This is a genomic window from Methanosarcina barkeri MS (assembly GCF_000970025.1).
In the GTDB taxonomy this organism is placed as follows: domain Archaea; phylum Halobacteriota; class Methanosarcinia; order Methanosarcinales; family Methanosarcinaceae; genus Methanosarcina; species Methanosarcina barkeri.
In genome coordinates this window covers 2,829,126-2,849,960 of record NZ_CP009528.1, presented here as the reverse complement: position 1 = coordinate 2,849,960, position 20,835 = coordinate 2,829,126, and the positions used below count along the sequence as shown (strand labels likewise).

Sequence of the window (20,835 nt, the reverse complement as noted above, 5' to 3'; positions counted from 1 at the left end):
GATAAGTAATAGTGGGGGGAATTATTATGAAAAGAGCCAAGGTTTTTTACCTGAGGATAGCTGCAAGCTTCTTGGTCATTCTGTCAACGCTTCCAATTTCATCTGCAGTAACTGATGTAGCGGAGACTAATTTTGAAGATGAAAACAATGAAACAGATTTCACATCAATGTGTGACGAAAATGAACTAATGGATCAGGAAATAGGCCTAAACTTCCGTTTTCTCACATCCATGCTTCAGATGCTTGACCTCAACCTTAACCTCATAGATAGAACCCTGAACGCACGCGTTGAGGAATATCCATTTTTGCAGCCTACAATCGGAGGGACAGAGGCAGGCATAGCAACAACGAATTCCATACTTGGTGTGATGGAATCAGACCCTGAAAATTTGAGTGAGACGGAAAATTCTCTTGTTCCTTTAAACGAAAATATGGAACGGCTTAATTCAAGCCTCATATACCCTGACAACATGATCGAAGCTGCCAATTCGACTCTTGGAGAACCTAATAGTACCACGCCTATGATTGTCGAGATGTTCAAAAGTGTAAAAGCAATGGCAGAGCTTTTTGACTGAGACTGCGATACTAAAATCAGAGAATGTTACTAAATTTGCAAGCTCAAATGAAAATTTTTGGCAATATTCAGGTCAGCTATTCAGGTTGATATTATTTAATGACTTTAAGCCGATGTTCCTGTCGGCAGATTAATTTTTCTTTTTGTATGATTTTGAAGAGCGAATTGAGGATTCTTGTGAACTCTTATTTACCTCATACCGCTGAAGACTTTTTATTTTTTCTGTACTGATGAATTTCTATTTATATAAAAGTTAAATTATTATATTTTTTGAGTATCAGCCTGAATATTTTCAGCGAAATTATAAAAAATAATTCAAATAATTGATACTAATCTTTAGACAGATTCGTTTTGAGATATTTATCTTCGAAAATATTTTCTCGATCCCGGCTGTATTTGAATAATACCGACAAAAACTTCTTTCCATCAGGATTGTTCCTGACCGAATAAAAGAAATTGGGATTATCCGGAATGGGTAAACCGGGTTTTTGGAAAGTTTAAAACCTCTTTAAGGACGTATTTTTTCAATCTGAAGTATTTGATCGCTTTAAAAATTGCTTCTGGTTTAAGCTGCAAAAGTCGAGAAACGGAATCCAGCCGATCTCTGACCGATCTCTAACAGAACACATATTAAATAAGATTTCCTTCAGGTCGCTATTTTACCCCATTATGATAATAACGGGATGATTCCAAAAAGCTTTTATATTAAGTCGATGAGGTACTTCGTGGAAATCTTGGGGAAACTTTAAAAAATATATATTTAGTTTTTCTCCTTCAAGTTTCAGAAAAAACGACATAATCCGAAATTTGCTCTGTCAGCCCTCTGAAGGCTAAATTAGTTACGGACGCTTGTGGAGTTCGAAAAAAAGACCCGATGAGTTTCGTAAGCTGTTCCAGAAATGCAAAAACAGATTCCAAGCTTCGAAAAACAGACAAAGCGTTCATTGAATTAAGAGGCAAATTAGCAGAAGCAAATCAGAATTAATGCAAGGCGGGTAAAACCCAGATCCGTCTTCCATACCCCAGCCATGAATCTTACCCAGGATTCACCCTGCAACTCACTGAGGTCCTACACTGGATTCAACCCATTTCCAAACCTACGATTCAAACCAAAATCCAACCTGCAATCCAACAGGGGTCTTCTGGATTTTACTCAATCCAACCTGCGATCCAACAGGGATCCTCCTGACTTAGCCCAAAATCAGCTTCGAATATCGGCACCTAACCGAGGATTAGCCCAAGATCCGCATTCGAATCAGTTTGGGACCCAACAGGATTCAACCCTTGATCCAACCTGGAAGTTGACCCCACGATCCAATCCAAGATTTAGCTCCGATCCAATCCTAAAGGTCGTAATAAATCATGCAGCTTATCACGAAACCCGAAATAGACCTTGTCTTGGAAGCTCAGAAAGGGGTAGCCAGACAAAAAGTTGAGCAAAAAGGCCGATATATAGACAAATTTAAAATTTACATCTGTTTACAGAAATTCGAAATAGCTAACTTTGAAACTCTAAATCCCAAAATGAGATTTTTCATTACATACAGTAACAGTACCCTATCTGGCAGTACCCTCAAGGCTGGAAAAACAGGCTTATCCTTCAAAGCTGGAAAAGTAGGCTTATTCTCCCTTCAAACTGCAAAAAAAGACTTTTCAGGCTTTAACCTTCAGTTGACTGAGAACGTTTTACAAGTAGTCACTGGCAAGGCAACCGAACATTGCTCCTGCCCGTTGACCCAGAGAGTCGGGAACTAAACGCAGTAAAACGGTGTTAACATGTCAGTTAACGACTCGGTCAACCGGATAGTGGCAGGTTCCGGTGTAATACTTGCAGGAACCTTCATCGGAATGCTTCTCGACATTATCACCAAAAAAGTACTCACTTCACATCTCGCGCCAGCCGATTTTGGCACATATGCTCTTGCACTTACTGTGATCTCAGTTACAGGTGCAGTTGCAACTCTTGGACTCAATGAAGGAGTCCCAAGATATATTGCGTTTTTCAGGGGCAGGCATGAGGAGCAGAAGGTGCATGAACTAATAATCTCAGCCATGATTATGGGCTTGATTGCAGGCTTGCTTTCAATTCTGGTGTCACCTTCCCTGTTCCATACTCTGGCAGGAAATGGCTTTGATGCACAGGGCAAAGTCCTGTCCGTAGTGAAGACCCTCATCTTTGCAGTTCCGTTTACCATACTCCTGAACCTGACAGTAGCGATCTACAGAGGATTCGACCGTACGAATGTTAACATGTACTTCTATAACATCGTAAGGCCGGTATCTCTACTTGGGTTTGCCACAGTTGCCGTATTTATCAATGCTTCTCTGAAGGGAGTCGTGTTTGCGGATCTGCTCTCAATGATCTTTACCTTCGGCATAATGTCCGTGTACTTCATAAAGAGGCCTCCAATCAAGAGGGCAGTCAAACAGGAACGAAAAATTCAGTTCGGTGGCACAACCAGGCAGTTAATAAGATATTCGTTTCCACTCTTGATAACTGCAACTCTGCTCAACATTATGAGCTGGATAGACACAATAATGCTAGGATATTTCAAGTCGGCCGAGATCGTTGGAATTTACAATGCAGTATATCCTATTGTAGGATTTTTGTCTCTGGTGGTATCTTCCATGGGCTTTGTTTATGTCCCTGTTACGTCCAGGCTTTGGGGTCAAAACGAGACTGCTCCACTTGGCTCAATTTATGAGATAATGACTAAATGGTGCTTCCTTCTTACATTCCCTCTCTTTGCACTCATATTCGTGTATCCCGAATACTTTATTACAAAGCTCTATGGAGAGCAATATGTGAGCGGTGCCATTGCCTTGCGTATCCTTGCCCTGGGGTTCATAGCAAATTCGTACTTTGGATTTAACTACCATACTCTGTTAGCCTCTGGTGATTCGGACTTCCTTATGAAGTGCTCAGTAGCAAGTGCAGGCATTAATGTTGCAGTCAACTTCATGCTTATACCTGAGTATGGGATGGTAGGTGCAGCCATAGGGACTGCAGTGTCCTTTTCATCCATCGAAGTCCTGATGACTTTAAGGGCCTGGAGGAAGCAGAATATGCATCCTTTCACCTCGATGTACCGAAGATTAACTTTCATCGTTATCTTGATGGTCGGGTCCATGCTCGCAGCCAAGAATGCTCATCTACTTACCGGAGCACTCTGGGAGTACGCAACTTTCATAGTCGGGTATTTCCTGATCGTCCACCGCGCAAAAATCCTTAACAGTGCTGAAATGAAGATGATATGCGAGATCCAGAAGAATTTCAGGTACAGAATCAGCCTCCGCATTCCTGAATCACTCAAGACCCTTGCATTATAATTTAATTCTGTGCAGGGAAAAGCTAGTAATCTTTTATTTTGAAGAGTATCAGAAACCCGAACCTTCATGGATTAAAGTGAAAATGTCAAAACGAAGATACAGACAGTGCTATAATAGTTCATCCCAAAACCAATTTTATTCTCAAATCAATGAAGTTCCAGAACTATAAAATCAGTGAGAGTTCCAAAACTAGGTTTTATGATCTGGAACTCTATTGATTATTCCAAATACGAGGTTCAGAGACACAATTATAATTTTTGGGATTAACTTAAATATTAATTTCATAAGATCTCAATTTTTGGAATGTTATTCACACTCCGGGAAGACCAGGGTGTTATTTATCTTTTCATCTGGATAAATATCTTTTATTTTTCGGAACCTTTTGATATATTCTGGTTGGGGTGGCCAATAGAGCAACTGTCTCATACCACTGTAGTCACGGTAGCACACTGAAATAGATTTTTCAGATTCTGGTTTTCTATTTTTTATAATCGAATGGAAGTTCCTGAAGATGCGTTTTTTAGGTTCAGCGAGCCCTGCTACCCAGTACAGAATCCCAATCGAGCTCTGCAAGTGAGTCTTTATTACCCTCGAAAATGCTGATTTTAAGGTTTTGAGAACGGATATATTGAAAAATTTTCTTAATTTAAGGCTCTCCACTCATGTTCAATATTTGCCAGCCATTTTGCCAGCCATTGTTAAACAGTAAACGCCCAAGAAACTAATTTCTTCAAACTGATTTCTTCAAACTGATTTCTTCAAACTGATTTCTTCAAACTGATTTCTTCAAATTGAGTTCGTCAAATATGTAACAACGTAACAGAAAAAAATAAGATCTAGTAATAAAAAACAAAAAGTAAGTGTTAAATATCATTAGTAGTATAGGTAAATATGTCTCTTGCGAACAGACACAAAACTTAAACTACCTCCTGAATAGTTTAAGTACCTGAATTTCTTTTCACCCTGTCTGTGAAAGCAGATAGGGATAAGGTTCAGATAATTAAAGAAGGACATAAGGACCCGTAAAAATTCCCTAAAAAATCTCCATTAATTTGAACTGAATGGTTTGATCTATTTTTACTCACGTCTTTTCAGCCTTTTAATGTTGATTTATAAATAGAATTTTTACAAAGATGATATAAAATCATTTAATAATAACTATTTGGATATAAAAAATAGAGATAAGAGCACTTAATTTTATTTACGGATTAAATATGGATATTGAATTATATGTAAGATATTAATTTATCAAAAAAAGTAATACCAAAATATATATAAGTAATATAGAACAATCCTGCCATGTCAGGACACTGTTCAGAAAAATAACTAGCAAAATGTTGTAAAATATATAAAGAAGCTGAATTCCCTTTCTTTCAAAAAATATTCTAAATTATATAAAATTACTCGTCAAAATAAAGATTCTCAGTTATAATTTTTAAAAATAAATAAGGGAAGAAAGAAAAATGCATATTCCAGATGGATATCTAGGGCCGTATACCTATGTCGCGTTTTGGATTATTATGATCCCGATATGGTATTATGCCGGAAAAAAACTGAACACAGAACTTAAGTCCAGACAGGTCCCTCTGCTGGCACTATCAGCTGCTTTTTCATTTGTAATAATGATGTTCAATGTACCTATTCCAGGAGGTAGCACGGGTCACGCCGTTGGAGGCGCAATTATCGGCATCGTTCTCGGTCCCTGGGCAGGAGTGATAGCTATTTCTGTAACTCTGGTATTGCAGGCATTGATATTCGGTGATGGAGGAATTACGGCCATAGCCGCGAATTGCTTCAATATGGGAGTTGTAATACCCTTTGTCGGTTATTATGTTTATAAGCTTATTAGCGGAAATTCTGATATCACGTCCTCTAAGAGAATTATTGCTTCGGCTATAGCTGGTTGGTGTTCTCTGACCATAGCAGCTTTCTGTACAGGTGTTGAATTCGGAATACAGCCTATCTTGCAACACACGGCTGCTGGAACCCCACTGTATATGCCCTACCCATTGAGTGTAACTGTTCCTGCCATGGTAATAGAACATGCTTTTGGATTTAGCATTCTGGAAGCAGTGATTACCGCAATTATTTTTGCCTATATCCAGAGAACGGATGTGTCTCTATTTTATAGAGAAAAATCAGAAGTGCAGAAGGGTAAAATGAAGAAGGCAGTCACAGCCTGAGGTGAGAACATGGAGAAAATAATAAGAAACTTAAGCATTGGCTTGATAATACTTATGATTTTTGCACCACTGGGTCTTTTGGCCGTTGGTGAAACCTTCGGTGAATGGGGGCCTGAAGAGGTCAAGGAGAAGCTTGGTTTTGTGCCTCCAGGACTTGAAGAGCTCTCGGATCTTTGGAGCGCTCCAATGCCTGATTATGCTTTTGTGGGTGGCGATGAGTCGATGAGTATGTCTTCTGTAGCATATATTCTGTCAGCAGTGATAGGTGTAGTAATCGGCGGTGGCCTCCTGTATTTTATAGGAAAAAAAGCCGCCAAAAATTAAACTCTTTAAATATTATTGTGAGCTTGCTATAAATTGAAAACCAAATACTTGGTATTGTGAGAATTTCAATAAACCTGCGAGTTTGATGGATTGTTTATAATACTTATAAAAAATTGGTAAATATGAGATTTATTGAAATTCTCTATAATTTGGTTCTCTCTATGTAAAATTCGTTTCCCGATGACTTATGTAATCTAAAATTTTGTATAAAATCGACACCTTTTTATAATTTTAATTTTTGTTTATTTTTAATTAACTCATATCATATTTTAATACTAGCTGGAATTCAGGTTTTAAAGCGGGTGAACAATGATCCCAGATTGGATGACAAAAACAGATACCGGTCCATGCCGGTGCTCAGCGGTGCATCACGGTAAGAAGGGTTTCATAGGAAAGACGATTGACGGAATCTTTGGCTTTTTGGAAGAAGCTTTTGTCTCAGATAGCTTCTCTAAACGCGATGGTTTCCTCCAGAGTTTGGACCCTAGAGCCAAGCTGATTTCCATCCTGGCCGTGATATTCGCAACGAGTTTAATCGGAGACCTGAGATTACTGATCTTTGTTTATATGCTTACTCTGCTTTTTGCATATCTCAGCAAGATCGATGTTTTATTCTTTATCAAGCGGGTGTGGCTCTTCATACCAATTTTTGCAGGAATCATTGCCATACCAATGATTTTCAATGTCTTTTTTCCAGGAGATCCTCTTATCAGGTTAGTTTATCTGGGCTCTGGGGCACACCTGGGACCATTTTCACTTCCAGATAGCATATACATCACCAAACAGGGCGTTAATTTTGCTGTGATATTTATAATGCGTGTCGCAGCATGCGTATCTGCCGTAGTTTTGCTTTTTCTCACCACACCTCAGAAGGTTCTTTTTAAATCCCTGCGCTCGGTGGGAGTTCCTAAAATCTATGTTTTCACGCTGGAGATGGCCTACAGATACATTTTTTTGCTAACTGATATGGTGCGGGAGATATATATTGCCAAGAAAGCCAGAACCATAAAGACTGGAGGCATGTTCGAGGAGCAGAAATGGGTTGGTGGACGAATCGGCTATACGCTAATAAGGTCTCTGGATACAAGTGAAAAAGTTCATGCAGCCATGATGTCCAGAGGGTACAATGGTGATGTTAAGATAATGCAGGAGTTCAAAATGCGCAATCGCGATTACATTTCAGGAGCAATTGCGGTATCCATGAGTGTATTGCTAGTGTTGATCTCCCATAACATCATAAGGTGATATGAACATGGAAACAATTTTTGATGTGAAAAATGTATCATATACATATGTTGGAAAAATAAATGCATTAAATGATATCAGCTTCAAAGTAAAGCCAGGTGAGCAAATCTCTATAATGGGCTCTAATGGCAGTGGGAAATCGACTCTACTGACCCTTCTAGATGGACTTATATATCCTACTTTGGGAGAATTCTATGCTTTTGACAATCAGATAAGCGAAGATGTTTTCGATGCCATTAAAGATAATGAATTTAGGTCTTATTTCAGGAAAAGAGTAGGATTTGTCTTTCAGAACTCAGATGTACAACTCTTCTCTTCCACAGTTTATGAAGAAGTTGCCTTTGGACCCATGCAGCTCAATATGACTCCGGAAGAAGTTAAAACCAGAGTGATGGAAGTCCTGGAGATGATTGGGATTACCAAGCTTAAAGACCGATCTCCTCATACCCTGAGCGGAGGAGAGAAGAAAAAAGTCTGTATAGCAGCTGTTTTGGCTAATAACCCGGATGTCCTTTTATTGGATGAGCCCACCGCAGGATTGGATCCAAGGACTCAGCTCTGGTTAGTAGAGCTATTGCAGGAGCTTGGGAAAGCGGGAAAGACGATAATTACCGCTACTCATGATCTTGAAACAGTAGAGCAGATTAGCAAAAGAGCCATAGTTATGGGCGAAGATCATAGAATTGTTGTGGACGGAAATGTGGAAACAGTACTCAATAACAGGGAACTTTTACTTACTACAAATCTTATCCATGAACACATGCACGTTCATGGCAAGCTTGTGCACGAACATCTGCATGTTCACTATAGAGAGCATATACACGAGCACTAAAATTGAATTGCTTTATACGATTTAATAAACTGTGCTTGATTATTACATAATTTGATATTTGTCCAGTATTCGGTTAAGATATAATCTATAGAAATGTTATTTTTGTTGCCGTTTCTGTAAATATATAGCTTCCGTAAACATATAATGTATAAACATATAAAATGTAAATCAAGATGCATAAATGATTGCAGTAGGCGTTTTAACGTCACTGGATCCCTTGACCGAATTAACGTCACTGAACTCCTTGACCGAATTAACGTCACTGGATTCCTTAACCGAATACAAATGAATAATTCTTCGGCGATAACTGTTCTTATGTGACGGATTGTCATTTTTTATGTAGTGTACATTAAGAAAATATTCTAACTATTTCTTTGATTTTATTTCTTCCCTATATATTTCTTTGTTCATTTTTCCCTATATATTTCTTTGTTCATTCTTCCCTATATCTCGTTTTTACTTTATCCTTCGCAGAAACAGATAATTTTTATAAAAATTTAATAAGAGATGTTTAATAAAAGTGCAGTGCCTTATGAAATAGGGGAAAGTATGAGCCTGGGGTACTTAAAAAATCTGGTTACCAGAACAATAACGGAATGGATGGAAGATAATGCAATGACTTACAGCGCCGCGCTGGCGTATTATTTTGTACTGAGTCTTCCTGCTCTCTTATTATTTTCAGTATCCATAGGAAGTATTTTTTTGAAATCTGAAAATCTCCAGAGTAAAATAATAAACAACCTGCAAGGAGCTACTGATGAGAGAATTATCAATATGATAATTCTACTTTTTGAACGTATTCCGGAAATTAATTCTCTTTCAATAAGCGCGTTGATAGGTTTTATCTTTCTTCTCTGGAGTGCAAGTAATGTTTTCAGGCAATTAAAAAATTTCCTTGAAAGAGCATGGGATATCAAACCCACTGAATCAAGCAACATTAAAGACTTTATCAGGGACGCAATCATGTCCTTTGTTATTGTTATACTCTTTGGAGGACTGCTCGCAATGAGTATATTTGTTGAAGGATTTCTTTATGCGGCTTCAAAATTGTTTCAACAATTTCTACCATTTTCACCCATAATTGCTGATTATACAGGTTCAATAGCCGGCTTCCTTATTCTTGTACTGTTTTTCATACTTGTGTATAGAGTGCTTCCAGATAAGAGTTTTGACTTAAAATCGATTTTTGTTGGGGCTTTCGTAACCGCAGTTCTTGTAACAATAGGAAAATACGTTATTGTACTTTTTATTGCATACAGTAACCCAACAAATGTCTATGGAGCAATAGGGTCTATCATAGGGTTATTTCTTCTATTTTACTATTCCTCAATTATGATTACGCTTGGTGCGGAGTTCACAAAAGTTTATTCGGAATCTTAAAAATGCTAGCTCTGAAAATAAGGTCTAATTATTCTTTAAATCTTGATCCTGTTTTTATTTTTACTATTCGTTTTTCATGAAATCTCGGTGTCCATGAAATCCTGTTATAAAACAATTTGTTGAAGAGATAATCTGATCGTAAACTAGCCATTAGTCGATCTTAAAATCCTCCTTGAGACCGGCACCGGGAATCTTCTTATACTATTAAAGAAATGAGGAAAAAGCGTTATGTCTTATTGAACATAACGCATTGTTTGTCATATATCATCTGACTTACACGATCTATAACATAATATTACTTTGAAAGGATACGGTAGAAAAAAACAAAAAAGTGATTATACTACCGAGAGTTCATTGTTCTCGATTCTGAGTTCAACCGCGTAAGTACTTAATTATAATAATATTTTGAGTAGGTGTAATCGTGAGAAAAGAACTGATAGTTCTGCTAGTAGTATTAGGCGTATTCCTTGCAATAGGATGTACTGGTAATGGAAATGAAGCTACAAACGAAACGAGCACTCCAGTCGCAAATGAAACGAGTGCCCCAGTCGCAAATGAAACTTCGGTTTCTGGGCAGAACCCTGACGCTATAACAGTATCTGCAGCTGCCAGCCTTACCGAAGCCTTTACGGATATGGAATCCCAGTTTGAAACCGAAAACCCTGGCACAGATGTGAATTTAAATTTTGCAGGGTCAGGGAGTCTACGTCAGCAGATTGAAGGAGGAGCTCCAGTTGATGTTTTTGCTTCGGCTAACCAGAACCACATGGACATACTTGCCAATGAGACCCTTATCGACAACAGTACAAGGGAAGACTTTGCTGAGAATTCCCTTGTGCTCATAGTCCCTGCAAACAGCGACCTCAATATAACTGGAATAAAAGACTTGACAGCCTCAGATGTGGGAAAAATCAGCATTGGAAATCCAGAAACTGCCCCTGTAGGCAAATATACAACTCAGGCATTGACCGAAGCAGGCCTCTGGGACCAGTTAAAAGATAAGACTATACTTGCCGAAGATGTCAAACAAGTACTTACATATGTGGAAAGAGGAGAAGTAGATGCAGGCTTTGTGTATATGACCGATGCAAAGACCGCAGACCCCGGAACTATAAATATCGTTGCTACTGTCCCTGTAAATACTTCTATCAGTTATCCTATAGCTGTGGTTTCTGATTCCGATAACAAAGAAGAGGCACAGGAATTCGTGGATTTCGTAACTGGAGAAGAAGGACAGAAAATACTGGAAAAATACGGATTTACTCCAGAATCCGAATAAAAAATAAGTTAAAAACAAAAAATGATCTACATGATGGACAAGATATGGTTTCCTGTATCTAAGATATGGTTTCCTGTATCTATTACATTCCGGATAGCTGCCATCTCTTCCTTTCTTGTACTGTGCAGCGGAGTATTCCTGGCTTATATATTTGCAAGGCGTGATTTTCGGGGAAAAGAGCTTGCAGAATTGTTAGTAACACTTCCTCTAGTTCTTCCTCCCACTGTAATTGGATATCTTCTGGTTATGCTTGTAGGTAGAAACGGACTTTTTGGCCATTTCATTTACAATTTTTTTGGCACAGGGGTCATGTTCACCTGGCAAGCTGGGGTTATTGCGGCTTATACGGTTTCCCTCCCACTTATGGTAAGAACTGCACAAGCAGCCATTGAAGCCGTGGACAAAGAGCTTGAATATGCAGCCTACGTTCTTGGGAGAAGTGAAATTGAAACCGCTTTCCTGATAACCTTGCCCCTTGCAAAAAAGGGCATTCTGGCAGGTCTGGTGCTCAGTTTTGCACGAGCTGTCGGAGAATTTGGCGCTACTCTCATGCTTGCAGGAAATATCCCGGGAAAAACGAACACAATGTCGCTTTCAATATACAGCGCTTTTCAGGCAGGCAATAACGAACTTGCCAATCTGCTTGTGTTGATCCTGGTCTTTATGTCCTTGCTGTCCATTGCTCTTACTGGAAAAATTGCTAGCAGAGGAAAGTTAGAGGTATAAGCTTGAGGTATAAACTTGAGTTTTAATTTAACATAAGAAAATGTTGCTATGAAGCTGAAGGAATTAAGAAAAGCATTGCTAAGAAGGCTTTTACGCTTGACTTCGGCTTCGAGCTTAACTTCAGCTTCGAAATGGAAAATGAATTTATCGTACTTTTTTTGTCATAGGATCTTGGAAAAAATACTTTTCAAACGCGTTTCAGTAACCACGGAATCTAATTCCTGAACTGACTAAAATGGAAACGACTAAGGTAGTAGTACTTTGAACAAGAGTGACATTTAAACAGTCCTATAATATATCTAAAAAGATAAAAAGGTCGTGAAGGGTAGTTTTATCTCTCACCTGAAGAGAAAGTTTCGCGACCTTTTGCACTCCTAAAGTAATGACAGTATGAAATTCTCTATTAATGAGGATATGATTAATATATCTCATTTAGAGCTTCAAAATTCCCAGATCAAGGCCCAGGGACACCACTATTGCAACAATTGAAAGCACTGAAATGATAAGGTAATTTGCACGTTCTTTTGATATCGAAAGACTGCTTAGCAAATATTCCAGTCCTTCAAGGTCTTTATCCGAAAGGTTCTGTCGACTCTGGACTTTTTCCAGCAGGTTCAGGTTTTTGACAACGACAAACCTTCTCTTTGCAATATGGTATCGGTGTGTGAAGAACCAGAGGTAACCCACTACTCCAATATACCAGATTGCTTTTCCCCAGAATGCGCTGTAGTGATCAGCTATAATTATACTTCTTAACAGGATGGCGGAAATCAACCCTACGTAAAAGTATAAATTGATTACAGGCATCCCATATCTATGGGGGACTTCAAATGTCGGAGTTTCAGATTTTAACGCGTTCATAGTTCTTCTACCTGATTCCTAAAGTTGTTAAAATATAATTGTAAATGAAAAAAAGGAGATGCAGTTTAAAGAGCATCTCCATTTCTTTCTCCAGTTCTTATTCTAACTACAGTTTCAATGGGGGTGACAAATATCTTTCCGTCTCCAATTTCTCCAGTATACGCTGAACTCTGAATAATTTTCATAATCTCTTCAATTTTGTCCTCAGGGGCTGCGATCTCTATTTTGGTTTTGGGAAGAAGATCCACACAATATTTTTTACCTCTCCACTGCTGTACGATTCCTTTCTGCTGTCCACGTCCTTTGACATCAGTTACTGTTAAGCTAGGATACCCGGCTTCTTCAAGGGCATCTTTTACCTCATGCAGTTTCATGGGTTTTATTATTGCTTCGATTTTATACATTTTAGTCATGTTATTCCTCCCTCATCAGGTATTCGGGATATGCTCTGATTCCGTGTTCACTGATATCAAGGCCCATGATTTCTTCTTCTTCCGATACTCTAAGCCCTATTACGGCATCGAGGATTTTGAAGATTATATACGAGATACCAAATCCCCAGACCATGGTTACCAGTACGGATACAAGCTGGATAAGCAGTAAGCTGATTCCTCCACCGTAGAAGAGTCCTGGTACTGCAGCAGCGTACGTGGCATCTGCAAGAATCCCGTTTCCCATCCCTATGGAAAATAGCCCAACAGAGATAAGTCCCCAGCTTCCACAATATCCATGCACTGCAATTGCACCTACAGGGTCATCCAGCTTTAGTTTGTTTTCATTAAACATGACACCTACATAAATTATTATCCCGGCAACAAGACCGATCACCAGGGCTGCCCAGTTTGATATCGATCCACATGGGGCGGTAACTGCTACAAGCCCGCCGAGAAGCCCGTTTGCGGTGAGGGACGGATCTGGCTTTCCGGTCTTTACCCAGGTAATAATCATGACCGTAAGAGCTCCTACAGCGGCTGCAAGGAAGGTGTTGACTACTACCAGGTTCATATAAGGATCATTTGCATTGAGGGTACTTCCTCCGTTGAATCCCAGCCATCCGAGAGCCAGGATCAGAGTTCCCAGGAAGGTAATAGTCAGGTTGTGACCTGGAATAGGTACGGGTTTTCCGTTTTTAAATCTCCCTATCCTTGCGCCCACAAGAATCACACCTGCAAGGGCAGAATATCCTCCTATTGAATGTACAACTCCAGAACCGGCAAAGTCATGACTTGCCACTCCTATTGCTTTTACTATTGGGCTATCGGCGCCACTTAAGAGAGCCATGTCCGCTCCGCTCCAGACCCAGTGACCGTATATAGGGTAAATTACGGCTACCATCATGACGCAGTAGACAAGATACGCCTTAAAATTGGTTCTCTCAGCCATTGCCCCTGAAACTATAGTCGCACCAGTAGCCGCGAAAACCATTTGGAAGAACCATGAGTTCCAAGTTGCATTGTCCGCACCTGCCAGGAAGAACTGATTGGTTCCTAGTAAGCCTGCGGCATCAGCTCCATACATTATGCCCCAGCCAACAGCCCAGTAGACGAGAATACCCAGGACAACAGTCATGAAGTTTTTCATCAGAATGTTGGCGGTATTTTTACTTCTCGTAAGTCCCGTTTCCACGAGCGAGAAACCTGCATGCATAAAGAATACCAGTCCACTTGCCAGTAACAACCACATAAACGTTAGCGTAGTCTTTATTTCCTCAATCGACGCTGCATTTTGATCAGACGTTACTGCAAGAGCTGGTGAAACCAGTGCTATAAGTAGAACAAACGTAACTATTGATAATTTTTTTAGTCTTTCCATCTTTTTCACCATATTTTTTTGCCTCCTTTTCTTCACCGGAAACCAGTAACCGGTTGACTACTCTATTATATAAATACTTTTCGATTACATGCAATAAATATTACAATACAGATATATTAAATTAGTTAATGAGTTCTCTGCTACGCATATTCAGAAATAAGTAAAAGACATTGTTTTTGATGGAAACTAATTTTGGCTCTTAGTCATTCTCTATGAATAAGACGATTTTCAATTCGAGACTGCATTGGTTTTTAGGAGGTCATTGTAAGAATATCCACACAAAGCAACGAAGATCCCTAATTTTTTAGTTTTGTATAAAAGCTTTTCAAATCAGCTACAAAAGGCTGAAACGTACAAACTCAAATTGTATGCGCCTGTGCAAGTCTTAAAAATTGGATATATTGCCGTGACTCCTGCTTGATTTCTTAAAAATAGTCAAATCTTCTTTTGCCAGATTTCCTTAATATGAAGACTGAAATCCCAGTTTATATACATTTTTTAGCGATTTATTGAGTATTTCCTCAAGTGCTAGTGGAATATTTTGAAAGAGTCAATGTACGAAAGAGATAAAAAAGCACGTAATACTTCGTTTTATTTACGGCATTCTGGACGTTTTTTCCTAACTCTTTGTCTCTAAGAGTAATTAAAAGGAAAAAAGAAAGTAAAAGTAAAAGTAAAAGGAAAAGGAAAAAGGAAAATAGATATAAATTTTGAAATGTGTAAGGCCTTTTACATTACTGTTTCAGTGACCAGTTCCCGATCTCCTTTTGAAAAGACTCTGGATACCCGGACTTTCCAGTCTCCATCGTGATTCTCGTTGTCGGCCTGGATGAGGTTATAACATTGCTTTGTCTTTCCTCTTGTTTTGGAAGAACAAAAGGTACCTGCATTTACTACAAGCATATTATTGAGGTTCCAGACCCAGGGAATGTGGCAGTGCCCGCAGAGAACAAGATTCACCTTGCAGCGGTTCAGAAGTTCGAGCACATCGCCTGCATCTACAAGGACAGTGTTTTCCCTGCCTGCAAGAGGTATAGGTACAAGGTGGTGGTGCATGGCAAAAACCTTGAATTTTTCCCCTGAAAAGGCTTCTTTGATCCAGCCATAGTTTTCCCTGCCCAGATGACCTTCATCAAGATCGGGCTGTGAAGAATCAGCCCCGACAACCGTAACATTCTCAAAATTCCGTGAAAAGTACCTGTCTGTAAAGAGATCTTCAAAGTGCACATATCCTGCATTTTTCGAATCATGATTTCCCGGGACCAGAATTTTATTTTTACATTCAATCTTGTCAATAAACCGCTTTACTCCATCATATTCTGCTGAAAACCCATTCTCGGTCAGGTCACCTGTAATCACGACAAGGTTCGGCTCCAGCTGGTTTATACCGTCAACCATAGACTCTGCAATCTCAGGAACAAAGTACGCATCTGAATAATGGATATCTGAAAGATGTACAATCTGTATAATTTTTCTTCCTCTGATTTTCTTAATTTTGTAATATATATTGAATCTCTTATATTCAGAGCACAGAAATTCTGTACCATTATATATAGCTATCTCTCAAAATCTACATATTTACAAGTATCTAATTATAATTCGTTAAAAAAGGCAGTTTATCTCTCAAAACCTTATTTGGATACTATAAATATTTACCTAATGATTATTCATGGACAATGTCTATAAAAATTATAAACCTAAATTATCCGATATGCACACAGCTCATTTCAGCCTATTTTCTACCAGTAGCCGGGCGTGCGGCAGACTTCGTTTCATTCATTTGTCAAAAAATACCAAACGGGTCGGATAGAAGGAGTCTACTTTTTAAATTAGGCGACTTGTAAAAGCATTGATCTACAACTGTTGACCTACAACTGTTGACCCGCAACCCGTTGACTCACAACTGTTGAGCCGTTTAATCACGCCAGAAAAGGTTTGAGAATAAGGCTCTTAAACTCAAATGTTGCCAAGGGTTTTTATTCAAACCTTTCCACAAAGGTTTTTCGTTAAGCCGGTTAACGGTTATATTAGGTAAAATCAGCTCTCTTGGATCAGCTCAGTATCTTCATTATAGTTCAGCCCTCTTGAGCGAACGAAGTGAGCGAAAAGGGCCCCGTCCTCCCGAGACGGAACTCGGGTGATGGGACTCGGGCGGTGCAACAAATACATTAATAATGAGTTATGACTATTCACCTACGTTTCAGCTTCATTCTTACATTTTTCATTTAATTTACCCCACAATTAAGGTGAATTTATGTCATTAGCAAAACTTAGAACACATTATACAGCCGATGTTAAACCCGAAAAAGTTGACAACGGTCAGAAAATTACTTTGGCAGGCTGGGTCCATGAGGTAAGAGACCTCGGAGGGATCTGTTTTGTAGTGCTCCGAGACCGGGAAGGAAAGGCTCAGGTCACTCTTGTAAAGAAAAAGATCGATAAAGAGCTGTTTGATGCTGCAAGAAGGCTTGTACGCGAATCAGTAATTTCAGTAACCGGTTCTGTTAAATTCGAAGAGAAAGCTCCGAACGGATACGAGCTGCTTCCTGAGGAGATCACTGTTCTGAATGTTGCAAATTCTCCATTGCCAATGGATACTACAGGCAAAGTGGAAGCTGAACTGGATACTAGGCTGGACTCGCGGTTCATTGACCTCAGGCGGGCTGAGACTACTGCGGTTTTCAAGATAAGGCACCAGGCTCTCCAGGCAATCAGGGAATACTTTGCGAAAAATGGATTTCTCGAAACAGCAACCCCCAAGATCGTGGCAACGGCAACTGAGGGCGGCACTGCACTTTTCCCGATCACTTACTTCGACAGGGAAGCTTTTTTGAACCAGAGTCCTCAGCTCTTCAAACAAATCCTTATGAGCGGTGGTTTTGACAGGGTCTTTGAGATTGGTCCCATTTTCAGGGCTGAAGAGCACGACACCCGCAGGCACTTGAACGAAGCTACTTCTATCGATGTCGAGGTCAGCTTTGCAGACCACTTTGATGTAATGGAAATTCTAGAAAACCTTGTGGCTTACGCTTATGCCCAGGTTATTGAGAAGTGCAAGCCTTCTCTTGAAACACTTGGGGTTGAGCTCAAAGTCCCGAAAACTCCTTTCCTTAAGCTCACCTATGATGAAGTAATGGAGATCATAAACGCCCGCTCGGAAGAGAAAATGCACTGGGGAGATGACCTTGGCACACTCGGAGAGCATATTGTGGGCAATTACGTCTACGAGACAACAGGGGAATCCCACTATTTCATTATTGACTGGCCTACTGAGATTAAACCGTTCTATGCTATGCCTTATGAGGACAGGCCGGAGTTCAGCAAATCATTTGATATGATGCACCGCACAATGGAACTCTCCTCTGGAGCTCAGCGTATCCATATTCCTGACTTGCTTAAGAGCCGGATAGAATCACAGGGCCTCAACCCTGAGGGCTTTGAGTTCTACCTTAAGGCTTTCGAATACGGCATGCCTCCTCATGCAGGCTGGGGCATGGGCTGCGAACGTTTTATCATGACCATGCTCGGAACCGAGAATATCAGGGACACTGTACTCTTCCCCAGGGACAGGAGAAGACTTTCTCCCTGAAATCCCTTCTTTTTGGAGTTTAAACGTTTCCAGTTTAACCTCCAGTTTAAAAATTTCCAGTTTAATCTCCAGTTTAGAGATTTCATAACTTTTTCAGGATTCTAACCGGAAGGGAACATAACATGACAGAAAGAAATATATCTACCGATTCCCCGGAAAAACGTGCAGCTGGCATCGCTGCATCTCGGATGGTAGAATCGGGAATGGTTGTGGGGCTTGGAACGGGCTCAACAGTTGCATATACGATAAAAGAACTCGGCAGGCGGGTCAGAGAAGAGGAGCTCGAAATTCTGGGTGTTGTCACTTCATACCAGTCTGAAACGCTTGCTATAGAAGCCGGCATCCCTTTGGCAACCCTTTCCCAGCATCCGGAACTGGACATCGCCATTGATGGGGCAGATCAGATTGATTCAAAGCTGTACGCAATCAAAGGCGGTGGAGCTGCTCATACTCGGGAAAAGATAGTATCGACATCTGCAAGACGTTTTCTGGTCGTAGCCGACGAATCAAAAACGAGCACCCAGCTTGATAAACCTGTGCCGGTTGAGGTTCTACCCTTTGCAAAAACTCTTGTGATTAAAAAAATAAAAGATCTGGGAGGAAAACCTGAGCTGAGGTTAGCTCTGAGAAAAGATGGGCCTGTGATAACCGACAATGGAAACTTTGTACTTGATGCAGATTTCGGTGTAATAAATGATCCTGAAGGTCTGGCCCTTCAACTATCTTCAATTCCGGGAGTTGTTGAGCATGGAATTTTTTCCAATGTGGACGACCTCTATATCGGGAAAAAAGACGGATCAGTGAAGATAGTCAGGAAGTGAAAGTAATCAGGAATTATGAGTGTTTCATCTTCTAGAATCGAAATATACCCGGTATGTTTTTATAGAAGTATTATCAGTTATTTTCTGATCAAATACTGCTTCACGCAAGGCAACTGATGAAATCATATTTTCAGGCTGATCTCGGGCTAAAAGTGACTATAGCCAGGACAACTTCAAATTATCAAGTAGAAAAGCTTCGATACATAGACTTCATTTTAAGGAGGTTTTGGTTCAGATGGAAAAAGGTGGCCAGCCAATCATAATAGTAGATCCTAGAAAAGAAGAGACAAAGGGAAAAGAAGCGCTCAGCATGAACATTGCGGCTGCAAAGGCAGTGGCCAGTATAGTCAAGAGCACGCTTGGTCCGAGAGGAATGGACAAGATGCTTGTCAATCCTATCGGGGATATCACAATCACAAATGACGGTGCAACTATTTTACATGATATGTCCATTGAGCACCCGGCAGCCAAGATGGTGGCCGAAGTTGCAGAGTCACTTGAAAGTTCGGCTGGGGATGGGACTACAAGTGCTGTTGTATTCACAGGCAGTCTGCTGGAAAAGGCAGAAGAGCTTATTGAGAGTGGAGTCCACCCGACAGTTGTTGTCAAGGGGTACAGGCTTGCAGCCGAGAAGGCTGTTGAGATTTTAGAGAACCTTGCAATCCCAACTGCCGATAATGAAAAGGAGAAACTTTTAGAAGTTGCCAGAACTTCTATTACGGGCAAAGCTTCTGAAAAGTACGGCCGTTTGATTGCGGAACTCTGCGTGGATGCCGGACTTGCGATTCGGGAAAGAGGCATAGTTGACCTCAAAGACGTTATTCTTTCAAAAGATGTCGGCGGCAAGGCCGAAGATACCGAGTTTGTTGAAGGCATTGTAATAGACAAGGTTGCTCTGGACAAGAAATTCCCTCTCAGAATTGAAAACCCTGCAATCGCTCTGATCGATACCTCCATGGAGATTGCCAAGACCGCAAACAAAGCAAAACTTCAGATAAACGCATATGGTGACCTTGAGGGTTTTGTAAAGCAGGAAGAAGAAGCTCTATTTGAGATGGCAGACTATGTCATCAGGGCAGGGGCAAATGCAGTTTTCTGTTCCAAAGGCATGGATGACAAAATCGCAGCCTACCTGCAAAGCCGGGGAATTTATGCAACCCGCAGGGTTAAGAACGATGACATGCAGCACCTTGTAGATGCCACAGGCGGCAGGCCTATCCGCAATATCAAAGAACTGACCTCGAAAGAACTCGGACATGCCGGGCTCCTTGAACAGGATCGGGACGGCGACCAGGGTAAGACCTACCTCAGAGACTGCAAAGGTGCAAAATCCGTATCCATTGTCATCAGGGGCGGTACAGAGCACATAGTTGACAACCTTGAACGTGCAATTGACGATGCCCTCAGGGTAGTAAAATGTGCCATAGAAGACAGCAGGATAGTTGCAGGCGGTGGAGCTTCCGAGGTCGAAGTTGCACTTGGGCTTCGTGCATATGCTGCAAGCATAGGTGGTCGTGAACAGATGGCAATCAGGGCTTTTGCAGACGCCATTGAAGAAATCCCGAGGACAATTGCCAGAAATGCAGGTCTGGATACTATCAACACAATAGTGAACCTCAGGGCAAAGCACGCCGAAAACAAAAATGCAGGCTTAAATATCAATACCGGTGCTGCCGAAGATATGCTCGAAAAAGGCATTGTTGACCCCATCAGGGTTAAGATCAACTCCGTCAAAGCTGGCTCCGAAGCCGCAGTGATGGTGCTCCGTGTGGACGACATGCTCCGCGCCCAGCGCGCTGACATGCAGAATGTCAAACCCGAGCATATGGCAAGCACTTATGATGGCATGGCAGCTCCTGCACTTAACATGCGCAGGTAA

17 protein-coding genes are annotated in these 20,835 nt (G+C 40.5%); 13 read left to right on the top strand and 4 right to left on the bottom strand.

The features are described from left to right. Positions 1 to 26: 26 nt before the first annotated feature. The 10 genes from MSBRM_RS11475 (at position 27) to modB (ending at position 11,873) form a co-directional block, all read left to right on the top strand. The gene (locus MSBRM_RS11475) at positions 27 to 575 is read left to right on the top strand and encodes a hypothetical protein (protein ID WP_048116705.1); all 549 of its coding nucleotides are present in this window, start codon (positions 27 to 29) and stop codon (positions 573 to 575) included. Between the two features lie 1,361 nt (positions 576 to 1,936). Next, complete coding sequence (locus MSBRM_RS11470) at positions 1,937 to 2,329, top strand: hypothetical protein (protein WP_048116708.1); 393 nt, start codon at positions 1,937 to 1,939, stop codon at positions 2,327 to 2,329. A 21-nt stretch (positions 2,330 to 2,350) separates the two neighbouring features. Continuing rightward, complete coding sequence (locus MSBRM_RS11465; protein ID WP_048116711.1) at positions 2,351 to 3,904, top strand: flippase; 1,554 nt, start codon at positions 2,351 to 2,353, stop codon at positions 3,902 to 3,904. A gap of 1,463 nt (positions 3,905 to 5,367) precedes the next feature. Beyond that, positions 5,368 to 6,087: a cobalt transporter CbiM gene (cbiM, locus tag MSBRM_RS11455; protein ID WP_048116713.1), complete on the top strand. Its 720-nt coding sequence runs from the start codon at positions 5,368 to 5,370 to the stop codon at positions 6,085 to 6,087. A gap of 9 nt (positions 6,088 to 6,096) precedes the next feature. After that, the gene (locus MSBRM_RS21415; RefSeq protein ID WP_048116715.1) at positions 6,097 to 6,411 is read left to right on the top strand and encodes a PDGLE domain-containing protein; all 315 of its coding nucleotides are present in this window, start codon (positions 6,097 to 6,099) and stop codon (positions 6,409 to 6,411) included. Between the two features lie 363 nt (positions 6,412 to 6,774). Then, positions 6,775 to 7,656, top strand: a complete 882-nt coding sequence (gene cbiQ, locus MSBRM_RS11445; protein ID WP_230629084.1) for a cobalt ECF transporter T component CbiQ — start codon at positions 6,775 to 6,777, stop codon at positions 7,654 to 7,656. Positions 7,657 to 7,663: 7 nt separating this feature from the next. Beyond that, entirely contained in the window at positions 7,664 to 8,488 is an 825-nt protein-coding gene (locus MSBRM_RS11440; protein ID WP_048116723.1) for an energy-coupling factor ABC transporter ATP-binding protein, read from the top strand. A 507-nt stretch (positions 8,489 to 8,995) separates the two neighbouring features. Then, complete coding sequence (locus MSBRM_RS11435; protein ID WP_230629086.1) at positions 8,996 to 9,868, top strand: YihY/virulence factor BrkB family protein; 873 nt, start codon at positions 8,996 to 8,998, stop codon at positions 9,866 to 9,868. A gap of 421 nt (positions 9,869 to 10,289) precedes the next feature. Next, complete coding sequence (modA, locus tag MSBRM_RS11430; protein WP_048155774.1) at positions 10,290 to 11,147, top strand: molybdate ABC transporter substrate-binding protein; 858 nt, start codon at positions 10,290 to 10,292, stop codon at positions 11,145 to 11,147. Positions 11,148 to 11,168: 21 nt separating this feature from the next. After that, on the top strand, positions 11,169 to 11,873 hold the full coding sequence (modB, locus tag MSBRM_RS11425) for a molybdate ABC transporter permease subunit (protein WP_048116727.1): 705 nt from the start codon (positions 11,169 to 11,171) through the stop codon (positions 11,871 to 11,873). A gap of 432 nt (positions 11,874 to 12,305) precedes the next feature. Here modB and MSBRM_RS11420 read toward each other — a convergent pair whose 3' ends face one another. From MSBRM_RS11420 to MSBRM_RS11405, 4 genes are all read right to left on the bottom strand, one after another. After that, positions 12,306 to 12,734 (bottom strand): hypothetical protein, encoded by a 429-nt coding sequence (locus MSBRM_RS11420; RefSeq protein ID WP_048116729.1) that lies wholly within the window; start codon positions 12,732 to 12,734, stop codon positions 12,306 to 12,308. 65 nt (positions 12,735 to 12,799) lie between these two features. Beyond that, positions 12,800 to 13,147, bottom strand: coding sequence for a P-II family nitrogen regulator (locus tag MSBRM_RS11415; protein WP_048116732.1), 348 nt, complete (start codon positions 13,145 to 13,147; stop codon positions 12,800 to 12,802). Position 13,148: 1 nt separating this feature from the next. Next, entirely contained in the window at positions 13,149 to 14,558 is a 1,410-nt protein-coding gene (locus tag MSBRM_RS11410; protein ID WP_052712868.1) for an ammonium transporter, read from the bottom strand. A 717-nt stretch (positions 14,559 to 15,275) separates the two neighbouring features. Continuing rightward, the gene (locus MSBRM_RS11405; RefSeq protein ID WP_080941432.1) at positions 15,276 to 16,013 is read right to left on the bottom strand and encodes a metallophosphoesterase family protein; all 738 of its coding nucleotides are present in this window, start codon (positions 16,011 to 16,013) and stop codon (positions 15,276 to 15,278) included. Positions 16,014 to 16,800: 787 nt separating this feature from the next. Here MSBRM_RS11405 and aspS point away from each other — a divergent pair. The 3 genes from aspS to thsA all read left to right on the top strand — a co-directional run bounded on the left by aspS (position 16,801) and on the right by thsA (position 20,835). Next, positions 16,801 to 18,135 carry an aspartate--tRNA(Asn) ligase gene (gene aspS / locus MSBRM_RS11400; RefSeq protein ID WP_048116738.1) on the top strand — a complete coding sequence of 445 codons (1,335 nt, stop codon included), beginning with the start codon at positions 16,801 to 16,803 and terminating at the stop codon, positions 18,133 to 18,135. 122 nt (positions 18,136 to 18,257) lie between these two features. Beyond that, complete coding sequence (gene rpiA / locus MSBRM_RS11395; RefSeq protein ID WP_048116741.1) at positions 18,258 to 18,956, top strand: ribose 5-phosphate isomerase A; 699 nt, start codon at positions 18,258 to 18,260, stop codon at positions 18,954 to 18,956. Between the two features lie 235 nt (positions 18,957 to 19,191). Beyond that, a complete protein-coding gene (thsA, locus tag MSBRM_RS11390; protein ID WP_048116744.1) occupies positions 19,192 to 20,835 on the top strand; it encodes a thermosome subunit alpha in 1,644 nt (547 codons plus the stop codon).